The organism is Bacillus sp. FSL R9-9492, assembly GCF_038007365.1.
Taxonomy (GTDB): Bacteria; Bacillota; Bacilli; order Bacillales; family Bacillaceae_G; genus Bacillus_A; species Bacillus_A mycoides.
Genome location: NZ_JBBOXC010000001.1, coordinates 715,531 through 734,001, shown reverse-complemented (window position 1 = coordinate 734,001; position 18,471 = coordinate 715,531). Strand labels below are relative to the sequence as shown.

17 protein-coding genes are annotated in these 18,471 nt (G+C 37.2%); 6 read left to right on the top strand and 11 right to left on the bottom strand.

From position 1 onward, the window contains the following. Position 1 precedes the first annotated feature (1 nt). The 7 genes from MKY70_RS03565 to MKY70_RS03535 all read right to left on the bottom strand — a co-directional run bounded on the left by MKY70_RS03565 (position 2) and on the right by MKY70_RS03535 (position 6,947). Complete coding sequence (locus MKY70_RS03565; RefSeq protein ID WP_001074640.1) at positions 2–937, bottom strand: ABC transporter permease subunit; 936 nt, start codon at positions 935–937, stop codon at positions 2–4. A 3-nt stretch (positions 938–940) separates the two neighbouring features. Next, positions 941–2,425, bottom strand: a complete 1,485-nt coding sequence (rbsA, locus tag MKY70_RS03560) for a ribose ABC transporter ATP-binding protein RbsA (RefSeq protein ID WP_341074458.1) — start codon at positions 2,423–2,425, stop codon at positions 941–943. 18 nt (positions 2,426–2,443) lie between these two features. Then, a complete protein-coding gene (rbsD, locus tag MKY70_RS03555) occupies positions 2,444–2,839 on the bottom strand; it encodes a D-ribose pyranase (RefSeq protein ID WP_002125248.1) in 396 nt (131 codons plus the stop codon). Further along, entirely contained in the window at positions 2,836–3,732 is an 897-nt protein-coding gene (gene rbsK, locus MKY70_RS03550) for a ribokinase (RefSeq protein ID WP_002140386.1), read from the bottom strand. The genes rbsD and rbsK overlap by 4 nt, the downstream gene beginning before the upstream one ends. A 13-nt stretch (positions 3,733–3,745) precedes the next feature. Next, a complete protein-coding gene (gene rbsR, locus MKY70_RS03545) occupies positions 3,746–4,717 on the bottom strand; it encodes a ribose operon transcriptional repressor RbsR (protein WP_002029805.1) in 972 nt (323 codons plus the stop codon). A 138-nt stretch (positions 4,718–4,855) separates the two neighbouring features. Continuing rightward, positions 4,856–6,469: an MDR family MFS transporter gene (locus tag MKY70_RS03540; protein WP_044444494.1), complete on the bottom strand. Its 1,614-nt coding sequence runs from the start codon at positions 6,467–6,469 to the stop codon at positions 4,856–4,858. A 19-nt stretch (positions 6,470–6,488) separates the two neighbouring features. Further along, positions 6,489–6,947, bottom strand: coding sequence for a MarR family winged helix-turn-helix transcriptional regulator (locus tag MKY70_RS03535; protein ID WP_061673982.1), 459 nt, complete (start codon positions 6,945–6,947; stop codon positions 6,489–6,491). A 271-nt stretch (positions 6,948–7,218) separates the two neighbouring features. On the opposite strand from MKY70_RS03535, the gene glpT reads away from it, so the two are divergent. From glpT to opp4A, 6 genes are all read left to right on the top strand, one after another. Then, positions 7,219–8,568, top strand: coding sequence for a glycerol-3-phosphate transporter (glpT, locus tag MKY70_RS03530; RefSeq protein WP_215588724.1), 1,350 nt, complete (start codon positions 7,219–7,221; stop codon positions 8,566–8,568). Positions 8,569–8,842: 274 nt separating this feature from the next. After that, positions 8,843–9,862 carry an ABC transporter ATP-binding protein gene (locus MKY70_RS03525; RefSeq protein ID WP_002029810.1) on the top strand — a complete coding sequence of 340 codons (1,020 nt, stop codon included), beginning with the start codon at positions 8,843–8,845 and terminating at the stop codon, positions 9,860–9,862. Next, on the top strand, positions 9,849–10,775 hold the full coding sequence (locus MKY70_RS03520; RefSeq protein WP_033708790.1) for an ABC transporter ATP-binding protein: 927 nt from the start codon (positions 9,849–9,851) through the stop codon (positions 10,773–10,775). The genes MKY70_RS03525 and MKY70_RS03520 overlap by 14 nt, the downstream gene beginning before the upstream one ends. A gap of 14 nt (positions 10,776–10,789) precedes the next feature. Beyond that, positions 10,790–11,755, top strand: a complete 966-nt coding sequence (gene opp4B, locus MKY70_RS03515; RefSeq protein ID WP_033655978.1) for an oligopeptide ABC transporter permease — start codon at positions 10,790–10,792, stop codon at positions 11,753–11,755. A gap of 17 nt (positions 11,756–11,772) precedes the next feature. Then, positions 11,773–12,678, top strand: coding sequence for an ABC transporter permease (locus MKY70_RS03510; RefSeq protein WP_078176720.1), 906 nt, complete (start codon positions 11,773–11,775; stop codon positions 12,676–12,678). 12 nt (positions 12,679–12,690) lie between these two features. Next, a complete protein-coding gene (gene opp4A, locus MKY70_RS03505) occupies positions 12,691–14,466 on the top strand; it encodes an oligopeptide ABC transporter substrate-binding protein (RefSeq protein ID WP_033708792.1) in 1,776 nt (591 codons plus the stop codon). A 100-nt stretch (positions 14,467–14,566) separates the two neighbouring features. On the opposite strand, the gene MKY70_RS03500 is transcribed toward opp4A, so the two are convergent. From MKY70_RS03500 to MKY70_RS03485, 4 genes are all read right to left on the bottom strand, one after another. Next, the gene (locus MKY70_RS03500; protein ID WP_341023211.1) at positions 14,567–14,692 is read right to left on the bottom strand and encodes a DUF4027 family protein; all 126 of its coding nucleotides are present in this window, start codon (positions 14,690–14,692) and stop codon (positions 14,567–14,569) included. 316 nt (positions 14,693–15,008) lie between these two features. Further along, positions 15,009–15,431 carry a universal stress protein gene (locus MKY70_RS03495; protein ID WP_002010593.1) on the bottom strand — a complete coding sequence of 141 codons (423 nt, stop codon included), beginning with the start codon at positions 15,429–15,431 and terminating at the stop codon, positions 15,009–15,011. Positions 15,432–15,496: 65 nt separating this feature from the next. Next, positions 15,497–16,948 carry a SulP family inorganic anion transporter gene (locus MKY70_RS03490; protein WP_341023206.1) on the bottom strand — a complete coding sequence of 484 codons (1,452 nt, stop codon included), beginning with the start codon at positions 16,946–16,948 and terminating at the stop codon, positions 15,497–15,499. A 155-nt stretch (positions 16,949–17,103) separates the two neighbouring features. Further along, positions 17,104–18,351, bottom strand: coding sequence for a cell wall-binding repeat-containing protein (locus MKY70_RS03485; protein WP_044444491.1), 1,248 nt, complete (start codon positions 18,349–18,351; stop codon positions 17,104–17,106). Positions 18,352–18,471 lie beyond the last annotated feature (120 nt).

Below are 18,471 nucleotides of genomic sequence, written 5' to 3'. Positions count from 1 at the left end.
ATTACGCTTCTTTTCGACGATCAATTAGTACAGCTAGTAAGATTACAAGTCCTTTTACAACTTGTTGGAAGAAAGAAGATACACCTAATAAATTTAAACCGTTATTTAGTACACCAATAATAAGCACACCGATGAATGTACCAACAATCCATCCTCTTCCACCTGAAAGACTCGTTCCTCCTAACACAACTGCAGCAATTGCATCCAATTCGTAAGAAGTACCAGCAGTCGGCTGTGCAGAATCTAACCTTGATGTTAAGACAATACCTGCAAGCGCTGCCAAAATTCCGGAAAGACCGTAAATCATTACTTTAATTCTCGTAACATTAATACCTGATAAAGCTGCCGCTTCTTCATTTCCACCAATCGCAAACGTACGGCGACCAAACGTTGTTTTCTTTAAAATAAAGTACAGTACTGCAAAAGCGATCATCATTGTAACGGCTGGCACAGGAATACCAAGGAAATAACCACGGCCAAACATTTGGAACATTAAATGATCACCAAGACCAGTGATCGGACGTCCGTCCATATAAACAAGCGTCAACCCGCGAAAAATAGTCATTGTTGCTAAAGTTGCAATAAACGGAGCTACTTTTCCCTTCGCAATAATGATACCGTTTACAATCCCCATTGCAAGACCTGCTAATAATCCAACTGCCATTGCAAGGAACGGATCCATGCCACTTGCCATCATTCCGGCAACAAGTGCACTTGATAATGCTAAAATAGAACCTACCGATAAGTCAATACCCCCTGTTAAAATAACGAAGGTCATTCCAAATGCAATGAGTGCATTAATCGATACTTGGCGCAGTATATTAAATAAATTTGGAATTTCAATAAATGCTGGATTTAAAGCTGTAATTACTACGATAATTAATACTAATCCAATTAAAGAACCAAGTTGTTGTAATACATTCCCCTTCTTAGCCATATCTTACTCTCCCCCTGTAGCTAGTGCCATAATAGACTCTTGCGATGCCTGATCTTTCTCTAAAATACCACCGATTTTCCCTTCATGAATGACGAGAACCCGATCACTCATTCCTAAAACTTCTGGAAGCTCAGACGATACCATAATAACGGCATCTCCTTGCTCGGTAAGCTTATTCATAATAGAGTAAATTTCTTTTTTAGCCCCAACATCTACACCTCTCGTTGGTTCATCTAAAATGAGTAACTGCGGATGAATACCTAACCATTTTGCAATTACAATCTTTTGCTGATTTCCACCAGAAAGAGATTTTACAGCTTGCTCTCCGTTTGCTGCTTTCACATTAAGAAGCTTCATCATATCCTCAGTAAATTGCTGTTCTAAACCTTTATTAACAACGCTTCCCTTTGAAAGACTTTCTAAATTTGGTAAAGCTAAATTTTCACGAATCGAAAAATCTAACACAAGCCCTTCAGATTTTCTATCCTCTGTAATAAAGGCAATTCGTTGTCTAATCGCATCAATTGGACTATCAATTTTTACTTCTTGTCCATTCATGAAAATTTTTCCTGAATCGAGCGGTTCATATCCAAATATTGCTTTCATAATATCCGTGCGACCAGCTCCCATCAAGCCCGCAACACCAAGGATTTCACCTTTTCTAACTTGAAACGAAACATTTTCAAATTTCCCCTTTTTCGTTCCGTTTCGCATTTCAAAAATCACTTCGCCAATTTGACTATTTCGTTCTGGATAACGTTCACCAATACTGCGCCCCACCATCATGCTAACTACTTCATCAAATGATGTTTCTGGAATTAATCTCTTCCCTACATATTCTCCATCACGCAAAATCGTAATAGCATCACATATTGAAAAAATTTCTTCCATCCGGTGTGAAATATAAACGAATGAAACGCCCTCTTTACGTAATTTATTAATAACAATAAACAGCGTTTCAATTTCGCGATCTGTTAATGCTGCTGTAGGTTCATCCATAATAATAACGCTCGCCTTTGTCATTAATGCTTTAGCAATTTCAATAATTTGCTGTTGTCCAACTGATAATTCACCTGCTAGCATAGCACCTCTCACATGTAGGCCAAGATCTGCTAATTGTTGCTGGGCAATCGCATTCATTTGACGCGTACGTAAAATGCCCGTTTTCCCATACATTAACTCTTTTCCAAGAAACATATTTTCAGCTACCGTTAAATTCGGTAATATGTTCAACTCTTGATGGATAAATGCAATACCATACTCTTCAGCTTCTTTCGCATTTTTAAAAGTTCGTTCTTTCCCATCAATCATGACTGTTCCACTGTCTTTTTTATATACACCTGTTAAAATCTTCATGAGCGTCGATTTCCCCGCTCCATTTTCCCCCATCAATGCATGAACTTCTCCTGTTTCAATCATAAACTGTGCGTTTTTTAGAACAGGATTACCACTGAACGCTATTGAAATGTTCTTCATTTCAATATGCATTCTCATCACATCCCTTTATTAAAAAATCACGCCTGCATGTAAAATAACATTCGCATAAGGCGTTGCTTCTCCTGTACGAATAATCGCCTTCGCTCTCTTTGTATGCTCTTTAAATTCCTTATGAGACACATATTCAAATGCTGGCTCTATTAATCGCATCTCAACTTCTTTATTTACCTCTGCATTATTTATAATAACTTCTTCTGCTAACATCACTTTTTCAATTGCCATATCATCAGCAACTACTTGTAATACGTCTAAAAAACTAGGTTTTCCGATTTCAACTGCTAAATCAATTCGTTTTACTCCATCAGGAATAGGTAACCCGCAATCAGCAATTACAATCGTATCTGTATGTCCAAGTGAAGCAAGGACCGCCGCAATTTCACTATTTAATACACCGTGTTTCTTCATCCGACAATCACCTGCACTTCACGTACTCTATCTCTTGTTGGCATACCGCCCTGTGCCCCAAGTTTCGTTACAGAAAGACCACCAGCAATGTTCGCAAAACGAATTGCTTTTTGAAGTATTTCTCCTTCAGAAAGTGCAACTGCTAGCGCGCCGTTAAATGTATCACCAGCTCCAGTCGTATCCACTACGTCTACAGCAATACTTGGAACTTGAACAACTTCCGTTCCGTTATGGAAACGAACACCGTTAGACCCTTCCGTCATCAATAGCTTATTTGGATATTTCGCAAGTAACTCTTCAATTGGTGATGTGAAATCATTTAATACGATGCGACATTCATGTTCATTCGGCGTAATATAAGTCGCTTTTTCTAAAATATCTTCTGATAAGATTTGTGCTGGAGCCGGATTCAACATAACTGGAATGTTATGCTCCTCACAAATAGCCAGAACGTATTTTACTGTTTCAAGCGGAATCTCTAGTTGAAGAACAACCATATCTGCTTTTACAAGAAGGTCTTTTGAACGATCTACAATCGACTCATTTACAAGAGCATTTGCTCCTTGTACGACAACAATACTGTTATCCTCTTCTGCTAAAACGATATGAGCGATTCCTGTCGTCCTATCTGTAACCGGTACCACATAGTCGATAAAAATGCGTTCGTTCTCCAAATTTTTTCTAACTACTGTTCCGTAATCATCATTTCCTACTGCACCAACCATCGCTACATTTGCTCCTAATCTAGCTGCAGCAACTGCTTGGTTGGCCCCTTTTCCTCCTGGTATCGTATGAAACGCTTCACCAATTACTGTTTCTCCTGCTTTCGGCCGTATTTTTGAAACAGCCACTAAGTCCATTGAAATGCTACCTACTACTGCAATATTTGGCATCTGTCTCATCTCCTTACTTCGTTGTATTTCGTTCTATAATTTCAATCGGTAAACGATAGTGTTTCTCTTCTAATGGATTTCCTTCCATCTGCTCTAACAACAATTCTGTTGCAATTTTCCCCATTTCATAAATTGGCTGTGCAACAGTCGTAATAGATGGATACATCATTTCAGTTAAAGAAATTCCATCGAATCCAATAATTTGTAAATCGTTTGGAATAGAAATTCCCTTTTGAAGTGCAGCCTTTACAATACCAATTGCAATTAAATCATTCCCAGCAACAATTCCATCAATATGCGGATATTCTTCTAATAATTCCACCGCTACCTGTTCACTATTAGCTGGATCGAATGTACTCTCTGCAATCATATAAGAAAGATTATTTTGCGTAATAACGTCTACAAAACCTTCAAAACGTTCATTAGCTGTGCTCACATCACGCGGTCCACGAATATGTGCAATATGTTTACACCCTTTGTCTATTAATAACTTTGTCGCCGCCTGGCTCCCTGCATAGTTATCTGCATATACAGTAGGAATGCGCTCATTAAACATACGGTCAATCGCAACAACTGGAATAGACAAATTCATGTAATTAACACTATTTTGTGGATTCGTTGCTACAATAAATCCGTCCACATTATTTTGTCTAAGCACATCAATGTATTGCTTCTCTTTTTCTAAATTTTCATCAGAGTTACAAAGTACAACTGTGTATCCTTGCTTATGTGCTACATCTTCTACAGCACGTGCAACTTCCGGAAAGAATGGATTCACGATATTTGGAACAACTAAGCCAATTAAACGAGACTTTTTATTATATAAAGAACGCGCTACTGTACTAGGCTTATAATCTAGCATTTCAATTGCTCGCTCTACTTTCTTTAATGTATCCTCATGGACATATCCATTTTTATTTAACACTCTGGAAACGGTCGCAACAGATACCCCTGCTAATTTTGCAACGTCTTTAATCGTACTCATTCTCTTTTCTCCTCATTTCATGTAACCGTTTACAGAAAATAATATAACGCATTTATAAAAATACGTCAATCATTTCTAACTAAAAAGCTTTTAAGGTTATACTCAAAAAAAGCATCGCCATAAGGCGATGCTTTTTTATTACGAATATGATACAGTTTTTTCCTTTTCTTCTACAGCAGGCTCTTCAGCATCTTTTTTACGATCAGACAGTTTAATTTTCTGTAAGAAAATCGTAAAGATAGCACCTACTACGATAAATACCAATCCTGTTAAGAATACAGTATGAAGTGAGTCCACTAAAGAGCTTTTCAAAATTGGTACGATGCTATTAGAAAATGCTTCTGGCATTTGTTTTAATGCCTCTGGACTAAATAGCATAGAATATAAACTTTGTGGATCTGTATGAATCATATCTTTAAATTTTGTTACCATTTGTCCCGCTTCTTTTGGGAATGTGTCTAATACAGGTACTAATTTATTTGTTAACGTTGTGCCTGAAGTGTTATTCATAATTGATCCTAAAATTGTAATCCCAAACGTTCCACCGATTTGACGGAAGAATTGACTTGATGATGTTACAACGCCAAGATCTTTTTTCGGGAAGCTTTCTTGTAATGCTAATGTTAATATCGGCATAACAAGACCCATTCCTAAACCGATAACCATCATATAAGAAGTAGCGGTAAGCTTAGTTGTATGCATATCCATCGTTGTTAATAACCAGAAACCACTAGCCATAATAAGCATCCCTGTAATAATTTGTGGTTTCACACCAATTTTTAATACAAGCTGACCACCGATAATACTCATAACGATCATTGTAATCATCATCGGTGTCATAATCGTTCCTGATTCAGCAGCACTTACGCCTACAATTCCTTGCATAAAGAACGGTACGAACATAATTGCTCCAAACATTCCGATACTCATAAAGAAACCGATCGCATTCAGTAGTGTAAATGTACGGTTTTTAAAGAAGTGCATCGGTAAAATTGGTTCTTCAGCCTTCGTTTCAACGATAACAAAGCTAACAATACCAATGGCAGCTAGTGCAAATAACCCGATAATTTGCCAAGAACCCCATGCATAATCTTTCCCGCCAAACGTTAACGCAAGTAATAAACTTACAACACCGAGAATCATCGTGAAGATTCCAGCGATATCAATTTTAATTGGTCCTGTTTGTTTATGTGCTTTTAATCCCATTGCAATGAAGATTGTCGCTAAAATACCAACTGGTAAGTTAATATAGAATACCCATCTCCAGTTCACTGCGTCTACAATCCAACCACCAACTTGTGGTCCAATTACAGAGGCAAGACCGTATAGAGCTCCAAAAATACCTTGCCATTTAGCACGTTCTTTTCCCGTGAACATATCTCCGATAATAATCATAGCCATTGGCATCATAATACCGCCACCAAGACCTTGAATACCACGGAAAATAATTAATTCTGTCATACCGTTTGCCATACCACATAACGCTGAACCAACCATAAAGATAATTAATCCTGCTATATATACGTTACGACGCCCAAGTAAATCCGCTAATTTACCTGCAATCGGTACAACCGTTGTTGATGTTAACATGTAAGCTGTTGTTAACCATGTCATTAAACTTAATCCACCTAGTTCACCGACGATACGCGGCATTGCTGTACCAACGATTGTTCCGTCCAATGCAGCAAATAGCATTGCGATTACTAAACCGATTAACAACAACTTTCTATTCTGATTTTCTTGTTGCTCCATGTAATCTCCTCAATTCCTCTTAGTTTTTCTCTTTTTTCTCTGGTTTCCCGCAAATAATTGTTTCTAGCTTTTCAAAGAGGCGCAACAAATCTTCCCTCTCTTGTAATTCTAAGTGTGAGAAGTATTTTGCAATATGCTCATTACGAGCCGCCATCGCTTCTTCTACTGTAGTTTTCCCCTTCTTCGTTAGCTCAATGACAACAACGCGACGATCATTATCGTCGTGATAGCGCTCTACTAACCCATGATCAATTAAACGATCAGTCATTACTGTAATCGCGCTCGGTTTCACGTACATTTTCTCCGCCAATTGTGTCGCTCTTGAAGCTCCGTAATGATCTAAAATCTTTAAAATATAAAACTGCGGTGGTGTAAGTCCTGATGCTTGCATTTGTTCTAATAGCTCTGTTTGCATTTTCTTTCCTATAGCGAATGTAAGAGCTTGAATCTTATCAATATGAGTCATATCATTTGGCATGTTATCCACCTCTTATTTAAGCAATAAAATATTTAACGTATTTAAATATTAATCCCACAAACAAAATACGTCAACAACTTTCTTTATAAAAACGTTTACATTCTTGTCACAAAGTTGTATAATTTTCGTCGAAGTTAATATTGACAGTCACGGAGAATCGGAGTATATGGCTATGAATCATAAAAAAGGGAACTTTTTTATATTTCATAGCCTTTTTGTATTCTCTCTGTCTTAAAACGCTTCCAATTAATTAGGGGAGGATTTTCATTTTATGTTTTTCACACAATTATTTAAACCTGCGCCCCACGCAGAACGCTTACCAGCTGATCGCACTGATAGCGAATACCGCAAATTGCGTTTGCAAGTATTCTTAGGCATCTTCATCGGTTATGCGGGTTACTACTTTGTTCGAAAAAACTTTTCACTCGCAATGCCATACTTAATCGAACAAGGCTTTAGTAAAGGGGAACTTGGGGTTATCCTTTCAGCAGTATCTATCGCTTACGGATTAAGTAAATTTCTTATGGGTATCGTATCCGATCGTTGTAATCCTCGCTACTTTTTAGCAGCTGGGCTATTTTTATCCGGTATCATTAATATTATTTTCGGCTCATTTTCTTTCATTACAACGAGCATTATACTTATGTTTGTACTTCAGTTTTTAAATGGATGGGTACAAGGTATGGGATGGCCTCCTTGTGGTCGTACGATGGTTCACTGGTTCTCCGTTAGTGAACGTGGTACAAAAATGTCTATTTGGAACGTCGCTCATAATGTCGGCGGCGCGCTTATGCCTTCTCTCGTTACATTAGGCTTATATTTCTTTGCAAATGACTGGAAAAGTATATTTTACTTCCCAGGTATTCTTTCAATTTTGGTGGGGATTTATGTATTAATTACGATGAGAGATACACCTCAATCTTGTGGATTACCTTCTATTGAAGAACATACTGGGGAATATCCATCAGATGAAAAAGTAGCGGACCGTGAACGCGAACTTTCGGTAAAGGAAATTTTATTTACATACATATTAAACAATAAGTTTTTATGGTACATCGCTATCGCTAACGTCTTTGTTTATTTCGTTCGTTACGGCGTTGTAGACTGGGCTCCTACTTATTTAGTAGAAGAAAAAAGCTTTACTCACAGTAGCTCACGTACAGCTTATGCTCTATACGAATGGGCTGGTATTCCAGGTACACTTCTTTGCGGATGGATGAGTGATAAACTATTTAAAGGGCGCCGCGCACCTGCTGGTATTTTATTTATGGTCGGTGTATTTATCGCAGTTCTTGTTTACTGGCTAAACCCTCCTGGTAATCCAATGGTTGATAGCATCGCACTTGTCGCAATTGGATTTTTAATTTACGGACCTGTTATGTTAATTGGCCTACACGCTCTTGACTTAGCACCAAAGAAAGCTGCTGGAACTGCCGCTGGGTTAACTGGGTTCTTCGGTTACCTAGGGGGAGCTACTTTTGCTAGCGCAGCTATGGGCTTTATTGTAGATGGATTCGGATGGGACGGCGGATTCATTTTGCTCCTTGCTTCTTGTGTGCTTGCAATGTTCTTCCTTGCTCTTACTTTAAATACAGGATCTACAAAACAAAAACAAGCTTAAACACTAATATTATACTTACAAAAAAAAGAGAGACAGTTCTTCCCAGAACGCCTCTCTTTTTTCTACATATAGTACTTTTTTATTACAAATAATTTATCAATCCAACCCATAATTGTGAGCGTTTTAAAAGGGTTTTTATCCTTATATTACTGCATCTCATCTCTATATAAAAAGATTTTTGAATATTTACTCTTGTCAAACATTGTCACTTTATATTAAAATAGCAACAACATACTAAATATTTAGTCTTTTCAGAAAAGATGGAGGGATAACCATGAAGAATCCACTTCTTCGCATTGAAAACTTACAGACTTCCTTTCGCATACAAGATCAATATCATGCAGCAGTTGATAACGTTTCGTTAACTGTCCATGAAAATGAAATTGTCGCGATAGTTGGTGAATCAGGTTGCGGAAAAAGTGCACTTGCCCTTTCTATTATGCGATTGCATAATGAAGCAAATACAAAATTACAAGGGCAGCTTAACTATAGAGATAAGGATTTACTAACTATGTCAGCCGCAGAGATGAATAAAGTACGCGGATCAAACATCGGTATGATTTTCCAGGAACCTCTTACAGCACTCGATCCTCTTATGACAGTTGGAAAACAAATCGAAGAAAACTTAGACTACCACACAAACCTTTCGAAAGCAGAAAAGAAAGAACGCACCTTAGAACTACTCCATCAAGTTGGTATTCCAAAACCAGAACTTACATATAAACAATACCCTCACGAATTATCTGGCGGAATGAGACAAAGAATTGTTATCGCGATTGCGATTGCTTGTAACCCAGCACTCATTATTGCGGATGAGCCAACAACGGCTCTTGACGTAACCATCCAAGCACAAATTTTAGACTTACTAAAATCTATTCAAGAACAAACGAAAATGGGCATCATTTTAATTACACATGATTTAAGCGTTGTTGCCGAAACAGCTGATCGTATTGTCGTTATGTATGCAGGACAAGTTGTAGAAACAGGAACAGTAGAAGAGATTTTTAATAACCCGCTTCACCCATATACTCGTTCTCTATTAAACTCCATTCCATCTGCGTATGGTGAAAAAGAAAAATTGCATGTAATTCAAGGCGTGGTTCCTTCGTTAGCGAAGCTTCCTCGCACTGGATGTCGATTCCAAGCCCGAATCCCTTGGGTTAGACCAGATCAACATGAGGAAAATCCTGTTTTACATGAAGTAAAACCAGACCATTGGGTACGTTGTACTTGCTATAAGCACTTCAACTTCCAACATAAGAAAGGAGATGACGTAACTCATGGCACTGCTTAAAGTAGAAGATTTAAAAGTACACTTTCCAATTAAAGGCGGTTTCTTCGGACGTACATTAGATTATGTACGAGCTGTCGATGGCGTAAGCTTTGAATTACAACCTGGTGAAACATATGGAATCGTTGGTGAATCAGGTAGCGGCAAATCAACAACTGGTAAAGCAATTATGCACTTAACGAAAGCTACAGGCGGTAACATTCATTTTAATAATAGAGATTTAACGAAATTAAGTCGCTCGGAGCTACGTGAACAACGAAAAGATATCCAAATGATTTTCCAAGATCCGTATTCATCATTAAATCCGAAGAAACGTGTTATCGATATTATTGCCGAACCACTTCGGAATTTTGAAAAGCTCTCACCCGATGAAGAGCGTCGAGCAGTTCAAGAATACCTTGATAAAGTTGGGTTAAATCCAGAGTCTATTTATAAATACCCACATGAATTTTCCGGTGGGCAGAGACAGCGAATTGGTATTGCACGCGCTCTTACATTAAAACCGAAGCTTATTATTGCTGATGAACCAGTATCTGCACTTGACGTGTCGGTACAAGCGCAAGTTTTAAACTTCTTACAAGATTTACAATCTGAACTTGGATTAACGTACCTATTCATAAGTCACGATTTAGGCGTAATTCGTCATATGTGTGATCGCATCGGTGTAATGTATCGAGGGCGCATTGTCGAAGAAGCAACTAGTGCAGAAATTTATAGTAATCCGCAACATATTTATACGAAGCGCCTAATATCTGCAATTCCTGATATTCGTCCTGAAAACAGAGAGAGACAGCGTAAGCTCCGTCAACAAGTAAGCTCTGAATACGAGAAATCATACGAAAATTATTTCAATGAAAACGGTCGGGCTTATGACTTAAAAGCAATCTCGCCAACGCACCGGGTGGCATTACCATAAGGGAGTGATAAAACATGTGGAAGTTTATATTACGGAGATTTTTAGTGATGATCCCGCAATTATTCGTGTTAAGTGTACTTGTCTTTCTACTAGCTAAGGCAATGCCAGGCGATGCCTTAACTGGCAAAGCAATGAATCCAAAAGCGGATCCAAAAGTGATTGAAGAACAGCGAGAAAAGCTTGGATTAAATGACCCAGTTACAACACAATATGTTCGCTGGATTAAAAATGCAGCCCAAGGTGACTTTGGTATTTCCTATGCACATAAAATGAAAGTAACCGATTTAATTGGAGAACGACTTGGAAACACAGTATCTTTAGCACTTGTCATTCTTATTCTTACTTATTTAATTGCCATACCACTCGGAGTTATAAGTGGGCGTTGGAATGATACCTGGGCTGATCGACTCATTACCCTTTACAACTATCTAGGTTTTGCTACACCACTATTTATATTTGCACTAGTTATGCTCTTCCTATTCGGATTTAAGTTTGCAATATTCCCAACCGGCGGTAGCGTAGATCCTCAAGTTGCAACAGGTACATTTGCTTACTATTTAAGCAAATTGAATCACATGCTACTACCAGCTTTATCCGGGGCATTAATCGCAACAGTTGGTACTGTTCAATATTTACGAAGCGAAATTATTGATACGAAACATAAAGATTTTGTTCGTACAGTAAGAGCAAAAGGTGTTCCAGAATCAAAAATCTATTCTAGACATATTTTACGAAATTCATTCTTACCAATTGCAGCCTTCTTAGGCTATGAAATTACAGGATTAGTTGGCGGTGCCATCTTTTTAGAAAGTATTTTTAGCTATCCAGGAATTGGACAACTATTTATACAATCTATCTCTCAACGTGATTTTAGTGTAATAACTACACTCGTTATGTTTACTGGATTTGCAACGTTACTTGGAACTCTCCTTTCAGATATTATTCTAAGCATCGTCGATCCACGTATTCGTATTGATTAAAGAAAGGAGATGACGTTATGTTAGCAAACCCTGAAAAACAAACTGAAGTTATTCATTACGAAAAAAGCCCTTCTGGTTTCTCTATTATGTGGCGAGAACTTCGTAAAGATAAATTAGCAATGTTTTCACTTATTTTCCTAGCAATCTTATTAGTAGCAGTCTACGCAACATCTTTTATTATGAAACAAGAAGATATTGTACGAGTTGATTTATTCGCTATTTATGCTCCTCCCTCTGCTGAACATTGGTTAGGAACAGATTACGGAGGACGCGACATTTTCGGCCAACTTATTATTGGTACACGTAACTCCTTTACAATTGGATTAGCAATTACTATTCTTTCTTGTTTAATTGGTCTTTCAATTGGATTAATTGCCGGGTATTTTGGAGGAGCTATTGATAATATCATTATGCGCATTATCGACTTTGTTATGGTTTTACCATTTTTAATGCTTGTAATTGTATTTATTACACTTGTTCCTACATTCAATATCTTTACTTTCATTTTAATTATGAGCGTGTTCTTATGGACAGGAAAGGCCAGATTAATTCGCTCAAAAGTATTAACTGAAAAAGAACTAGATTATGTCTCTGCATCTAAAACTTTAGGAACACCAAACTGGAAAATCATTCTTTTCCAAGTACTACCTAACTTAAGCTCAATTATCATTGTTAGTGTTACATTAAATCTTGCTGGAAACATCGGTATTGAATCTGGTCTAACTTTCTTAGGATTTGGTCTACCAGAAAGTACACCAAGCCTTGGTACACTTGTTAGTTATGCTAGAAATCCAGATGTATTACAAGAGAAATGGTGGATTTGGTTACCCGCATCAATCATGATTTTAGCATTGATGCTGTGTATAAATTTTATTGGTCAAGCGCTACGTCGTTCGGCCGACGCAAGACAAAGAAAAGGATAAGGGGTGGAAGAAATGACAAATAAGCCAAAATTTTTCAAAGTATTAAGTACACTTGCGGTTTCAACATTACTACTTTCAGCATGTGGGGGCAGTGGTGGTAGTGAAAAAACGAGCAGCACAAAAAAAGTAGATACAAATAAATTTAGTGCATCTGTTAAAAATGATAAAAAGGAAATTAAAGATGGTTCATTAACATATGGTCTTGTTTCTAACACACCATTTGAAGGACTTTTGAACTTCGCTGTATATGAAGGAGATCCTGATAACCAGGTCATTACAATTTTCGATGAATCTTTATTATCAAATGACGAAAACTGGGAATACACGAATGATGGTGCTGCTACATATGAAATTTCTAAAGATAAAAAGACAATTACACTTAAAATTAAAGATAATGTAAAATGGCATGATGGAAACCCTGTTACTGCTGAGGATTTAGAATACTCTTATCTAGTGATTGGTAACAAACAATATGCCGGTTCTCGCTATGACACTCAAATGCAAATGATTGAAGGTATGGAAGATTACCATAATGGAAAAGCCGAAAAAATTTCAGGTATAAAGGTAACGGATCCAAAAACAATTTCGATTACGTTTAAAGAACCGAATCCTTCAGTGAAAACTGGGCTTTGGACATACCCTCTTCATAAGAAATACTTAGGAGATGTACCAATCGATAAATTAGCAGAATCTGATAAAATCCGTAAAAACCCAATTGGTTTCGGACCTTTTAAAGTGAAGAAAATTACGCCAGGTGAAGCTGTTGAATTTGAACGTTTTGATGATTATTATGGCGGAAAACCAAAACTAAAAAGTATGGTTTTAAAAGTTGTTAACCCTTCCGTTGTTAACGCGTCCTTAAAAAATGGTGATATTGACATTGCTGAAGTAAGTGCAGATCAGTATCCAAATGTAAGTACATTAAAAAATGCACAATTAGTCGGTAAAACTGATTTATACTATAGCTATATCGGTTTTAAATTAGGCCATATGGATAAAGAAAAAGAAGAAGTAGTAATGGATAAGGAGAAATTTAAAGATGTTCGTGTACGTCAAGCAATGGCGTATGCTATCGATCGAAAAGAAATTGGTGAAAAATTATATCACGGCCTACGTTATCCGGCTAACTCACCAATCCCACCATCTCTACCAAAATATCATAACAATAAAGCTGGTGCCTATGATAAAGATATAGAGAAAGCTAAAAAATTATTAGATGAAGCTGGCTATAAAGATACGAACGGAGATGGATTCCGTGAAGATCCGAATGGTAAAGAATTTAAAGCTAATTTCTTATCAATGAGTGGTAGCGATGTAAGTGAACCACTTGCAAAATTCTTTATTCAATCTTGGAAAGACATCGGCCTAAAAGTAGAGCTTCTTGATGGTCGCTTACATGAATTTAACTCATTCTACGATATGATTAAAAAAGATGATCCAAAAGTTGATCTTTTCGCGGCAGCTTGGGGAACTGGATCTGACCCAGATCCTTCTGGTATTTGGGCTAAAGATGCAGCGTTCAATTACCCACGTTGGGCTACTGACAAAAACACAGAATTATTAAAACAAGGTATTTCTCCAGAAGCTGCTGATGAAAAGTACCGTAAAGATGTCTACGATAAATGGCAAAAATTAGTTCATGACGAAGTACCATTAATTCCACTTCATTATAAATTTGACTTAAAAGGTGTAAATAATCGCGTAAAAGATTATAAATATACACCAGAAGATCAATACAAGTGGGGTAAAGTTAGCGTAACAAGCGATAAAGCAGAAACAGAGAAATAAGAAAATAGCTCCTAGCACTAAGATACATGCTAGGAGCTATTTTTTATTTATAATACTTCTCTTGCTATTAATAACAACCAATTCCTTCCCTACTCTAAAATTAAAAGATTTGATGAACCATCTTTATTAAAATAGCTAACGTAACAGATGCAGCAAATCCGCCTAAACAAATTAAGCTTACCCCTTGGCTATATGATAAATTTTGCAATAATTTCATACCTTCCATCCTCCCTATCTCCCCTTTGATACTCTTATTTTACCAATGGGAAAAATTTCATAACATCGATTTTTCTGACAACAAACTTACAAATTTGTAAGTTAACGATTTCCCTTTAAACTTATATATCTAGTATGTCCGCACTCTCCCTCTTTATACGCAAAAAAAGACCCCAAATTATATCAAGGTCTTGCTTACACTACATAATATCTCACTCAACTTATTTTATCCTGCTATTCGCCGGGCAGTAAGACCCCCACCTCAAAATTCAGTGAAAGCAAAGAAGTTAGGTGGGGGATGAACAAAACCCCCACTGATTAAAGCTTCACTTTATAATCATAACCGGGCATTTCACACGCTTTGCTATTTTATGACTTACACTACCAAGCACCATCTCTTGCAGTGTATTTAGCCCTCTACTCCCAGCAATAATAAGATCTATATCTCCTGTATTTACATATTGAACAATCGTATCTCCTGGATCGCCATGTAGAATCGTAATTTTGTAGGAAATGTTCTCTTTCTTTAATAAACCCTCAATCTCTTTTAATTTATCTTTTCGACTAGCTGATATTGTTTCTAAATCCGTTTGTCCTTGTATAATATCTGACTTTGCCGTTCTATTATCTACTACGTACACAACTTCAACATGTGTTTCTTCGTTAAATTTCGCAATATATGTTGCATGCTCGGCTGCTCGAAGTGCATGTTCAGAACCATCGCATGCTAATAAAATTTGTTTGTACATATGCTGAATCCCCTTTTCGTTATCCTACCCGTATTATATAATAAAGCCCCCTAAAAAGGAGGCTTCTAACTAGCAATTCTCTTATTATAAGTAGCTAAATTCGCAACGAGCTTCGAGCTACGTTCATTTAACCCTGTGATCCTTACTTTCACACCGTTCTGTTCATATTTCATGATAACCTTATCAATTGCCGCTACTGCTGAATCATCCCATACGTGTGCGTTAGTAAAGTTCATCTCAATTTCTTTCACATTTTCATTGTATGAAAAAGCATTTATATACTCTGCCGTAGATGCGAAGAATAGTTGGCCGTGAATTTCGTATATTTTCTTATTTTCAATATACAAATGTTTCACGTGAATCTTTGCCATATTGAATGCAAATAAAACTGCACTAATTATCGTTCCGATAATTACACCTAATCCTAAATTATGTGTAATTAGGACAATCACAACTGTTACGATCATAACAAATGCGTTTCCTTTTGGTACTTTATGAATCGTCGCTACAGAGTTCCAATCAAACGTCCCAATCGAAACCATAATCATAACTGCAACTAAAGCTGCCATCGGAATATGAACAACGTAATCACCTAAAACAAATAGCAATACGATTAAAAAACCACCGGCTACAAACGTCGATAATCTCCCGCGACCACCTGATTTAATGTTAATAACAGATTGTCCAATCATTGCACATCCTGCCATTCCTCCGAAGAAACCAGCAACAACGTTCGCAATCCCTTGTCCACGTGCCTCTTTATGCTTATTACTTTCCGTATGTGTCATATCGTCTAAAACCGACGCCGTTAATAATGACTCTAGTAAACCTATAACCGCTAGCATAACTGAATACGGTAAAATAATTGCTAATGTCTCAAGTGTAAATGGAACATCAGGAATACTAAAGAACGGTAATTCTTTCGGTAAGCTTCCCATATCCCCTACTGTTTTTAACTGTAATCCGCTCATAAGTGCAATGCTTGTCACAATAATAATTGAAATAAGTGTAGACGGAACAGCCGTCGTAATACGTGGAAATAAATATATAATTGCAAGTCCTAATGCGACAAGTGCATACATTTGCCAAGTTGCATTTTTAAAATGTGGCAATTGCGCTGTAAAAACTAAAATTCCAAGTGCGTTTAAAAAACCACTCATAACAGATTTAGGAACAAACTTCATAAATGAGCTAAGTTTGAACACTCCGAAAATAATTTGAACAATACCTGTTAATATTGTCGTAGCAAATAAATATTGCAAACCATGATCCTTCACAAGAGTGACCATTAATAACGCCATCGCACCCGTTGCCGCCGAGATCATCCCTGGTCTTCCGCCGACAAACGAAATTGTAACCGCAATACAAAAAGCGGCGTATAACCCAACGGTCGGATCTACACCTGCAATAACAGAAAAAGCTATCGCTTCAGGAATTAATGCTAAAGCAACGACAATTCCTGATAGTACGTCCCCTTTCACATTAGAAAACCATTCATTTTTTATCTTTTGAAACAAGCTACCACCCTCTACTCTTTTATCATTTGATTTTCTCCGTAAGAAAATCTAGGCCGACTGCACGAAGGCTATTATATAACGAGCAAAGGATGTTGTGCTATGTAAAAGTTTCCTAAAGAAAAGACGCTACCTTAGCAGCGTCTTTTCTCATTTCATTAATGTCCACCGTGACCTTGACCACTTTCCTGAACAATTTCTAACCTCTCATCCAATATACCTTGTGTTTCAAATGAAATATCACTAGTACTCCCTAATAGGAAACCATGGTTATACGGTCCAAGTGTTGGATCATCTTTAAACTTCGGCTGAATAGTAGCAAGGAAGTCATACACTGGTTGTTTTGCTTTTCCTTCCTCAAGCAAAACAACAGGGGCATGTTTACCCATATGTGAAAACGGTGCTCCCGCAATTGCTAAGTCTGGTGTTTTGCTTGAAACAAATGACAAACCGTGACCTGGTTTTGTGAATCCCCAGCCAAATTTCGTTTTTTCATCTTTAAATTTCGCAAATGCAACCGAATTTTCTGTTGGAGTCTCCCCACTAATACGCGTTACTTTCCCGTATTTACTTAACTCTTTTTCTACTTCTTTCGAAACGATTTTTTCTGGTCCTAACACATATATATTCGCTTTATCTTTTCTCGTCTTTAATGCCTCTATTGTCGCTTCTGGCACTTTATTTTTTTCAGTATATAGAAGAGGTTCTGGCATATGAGAAATCCAATTTACAGCTGGTGTTGTATATAAACGTCCTTCTTCTTCAGACGAACCGATAATAACGCTATTTGGATAATTTCCTGTTATATCGGCATATTCTTTATCAATATCTTTAGCAAATTTAGCTGGGTCCGTTTCTTTTATTTGCTTTACTTTATATTCTTTTAATTGCTCGAGGATAGATGCACCTACATCCCCCATCACCATAATTTGTGTTCCATCTTTCGTTCCGAGCGGATTTAATCGTTTTATTTCTTTTAACGTCACTTCGGGTACCTTTTCTTTTTCTATAAATAAAATCGGCCCGTTATTCGGATGGTGAATAAGATCCGCACTCGCAATACCTAATTGCCACTCGTTTACTGGTACTAAAATAATAGCGCCTGGCTGATTCTCTTTATGCGTTGCTGGCCATATCGTTTGCGAAGTTAATACTGCCATTTGCAGAGGATCGTTTGTGTTTAATCTCGTTACATTTTTTAAGCTTGTCGTTAATAAATCATTCGATGCACCTTCGTTCATTTCTTTCGGCGCAGTTACCTCCTGATTCATTTTCATTTCCTTTTGCTCTGTTTTCTTCTCTTCTTTAGATTCATGATTTTTATGATCTGTATTCGTTTGTCCACACGCCGCAAGACCAACCGCCGCAATTATTGTTATCCCAAGAATTCGGATCATCTTTTTCACTATATCGCCTCCGTATTATTCGTTTTCGAGCCAATATTATTACCTAAAATGGAATTTCAACTTTACAATAACAAGCAATTCTGAAGAAATTATGCAGATGCATGATAATCTGCACCATTT

Bases quoted from the DNA above. Each gene is read 5' to 3' on its own strand.
- MKY70_RS03565 (WP_001074640.1), bottom strand. From the start codon at position 937: ATGGCTAAGAAGGGGAATGTATTACAACAACTTGGTTCTTTAATTGGA.
- rbsA (WP_341074458.1), bottom strand. From the start codon at position 2,425: ATGCATATTGAAATGAAGAACATTTCAATAGCGTTCAGTGGTAATCCT.
- rbsD (WP_002125248.1), bottom strand. From the start codon at position 2,839: ATGAAGAAACACGGTGTATTAAATAGTGAAATTGCGGCGGTCCTTGCT.
- rbsK (WP_002140386.1), bottom strand. From the start codon at position 3,732: ATGCCAAATATTGCAGTAGTAGGTAGCATTTCAATGGACTTAGTGGCT.
- rbsR (WP_002029805.1), bottom strand. From the start codon at position 4,717: ATGAGTACGATTAAAGACGTTGCAAAATTAGCAGGGGTATCTGTTGCG.
- MKY70_RS03540 (WP_044444494.1), bottom strand. From the start codon at position 6,469: ATGGAGCAACAAGAAAATCAGAATAGAAAGTTGTTGTTAATCGGTTTA.
- MKY70_RS03535 (WP_061673982.1), bottom strand. From the start codon at position 6,947: ATGCCAAATGATATGACTCATATTGATAAGATTCAAGCTCTTACATTC.
- glpT (WP_215588724.1), top strand. From the start codon at position 7,219: ATGTTTTTCACACAATTATTTAAACCTGCGCCCCACGCAGAACGCTTA.
- MKY70_RS03525 (WP_002029810.1), top strand. From the start codon at position 8,843: ATGAAGAATCCACTTCTTCGCATTGAAAACTTACAGACTTCCTTTCGC.
- MKY70_RS03520 (WP_033708790.1), top strand. From the start codon at position 9,849: ATGGCACTGCTTAAAGTAGAAGATTTAAAAGTACACTTTCCAATTAAA.
- opp4B (WP_033655978.1), top strand. From the start codon at position 10,790: ATGTGGAAGTTTATATTACGGAGATTTTTAGTGATGATCCCGCAATTA.
- MKY70_RS03510 (WP_078176720.1), top strand. From the start codon at position 11,773: ATGTTAGCAAACCCTGAAAAACAAACTGAAGTTATTCATTACGAAAAA.
- opp4A (WP_033708792.1), top strand. From the start codon at position 12,691: ATGACAAATAAGCCAAAATTTTTCAAAGTATTAAGTACACTTGCGGTT.
- MKY70_RS03500 (WP_341023211.1), bottom strand. From the start codon at position 14,692: ATGGAAGGTATGAAATTATTGCAAAATTTATCATATAGCCAAGGGGTA.
- MKY70_RS03495 (WP_002010593.1), bottom strand. From the start codon at position 15,431: ATGTACAAACAAATTTTATTAGCATGCGATGGTTCTGAACATGCACTT.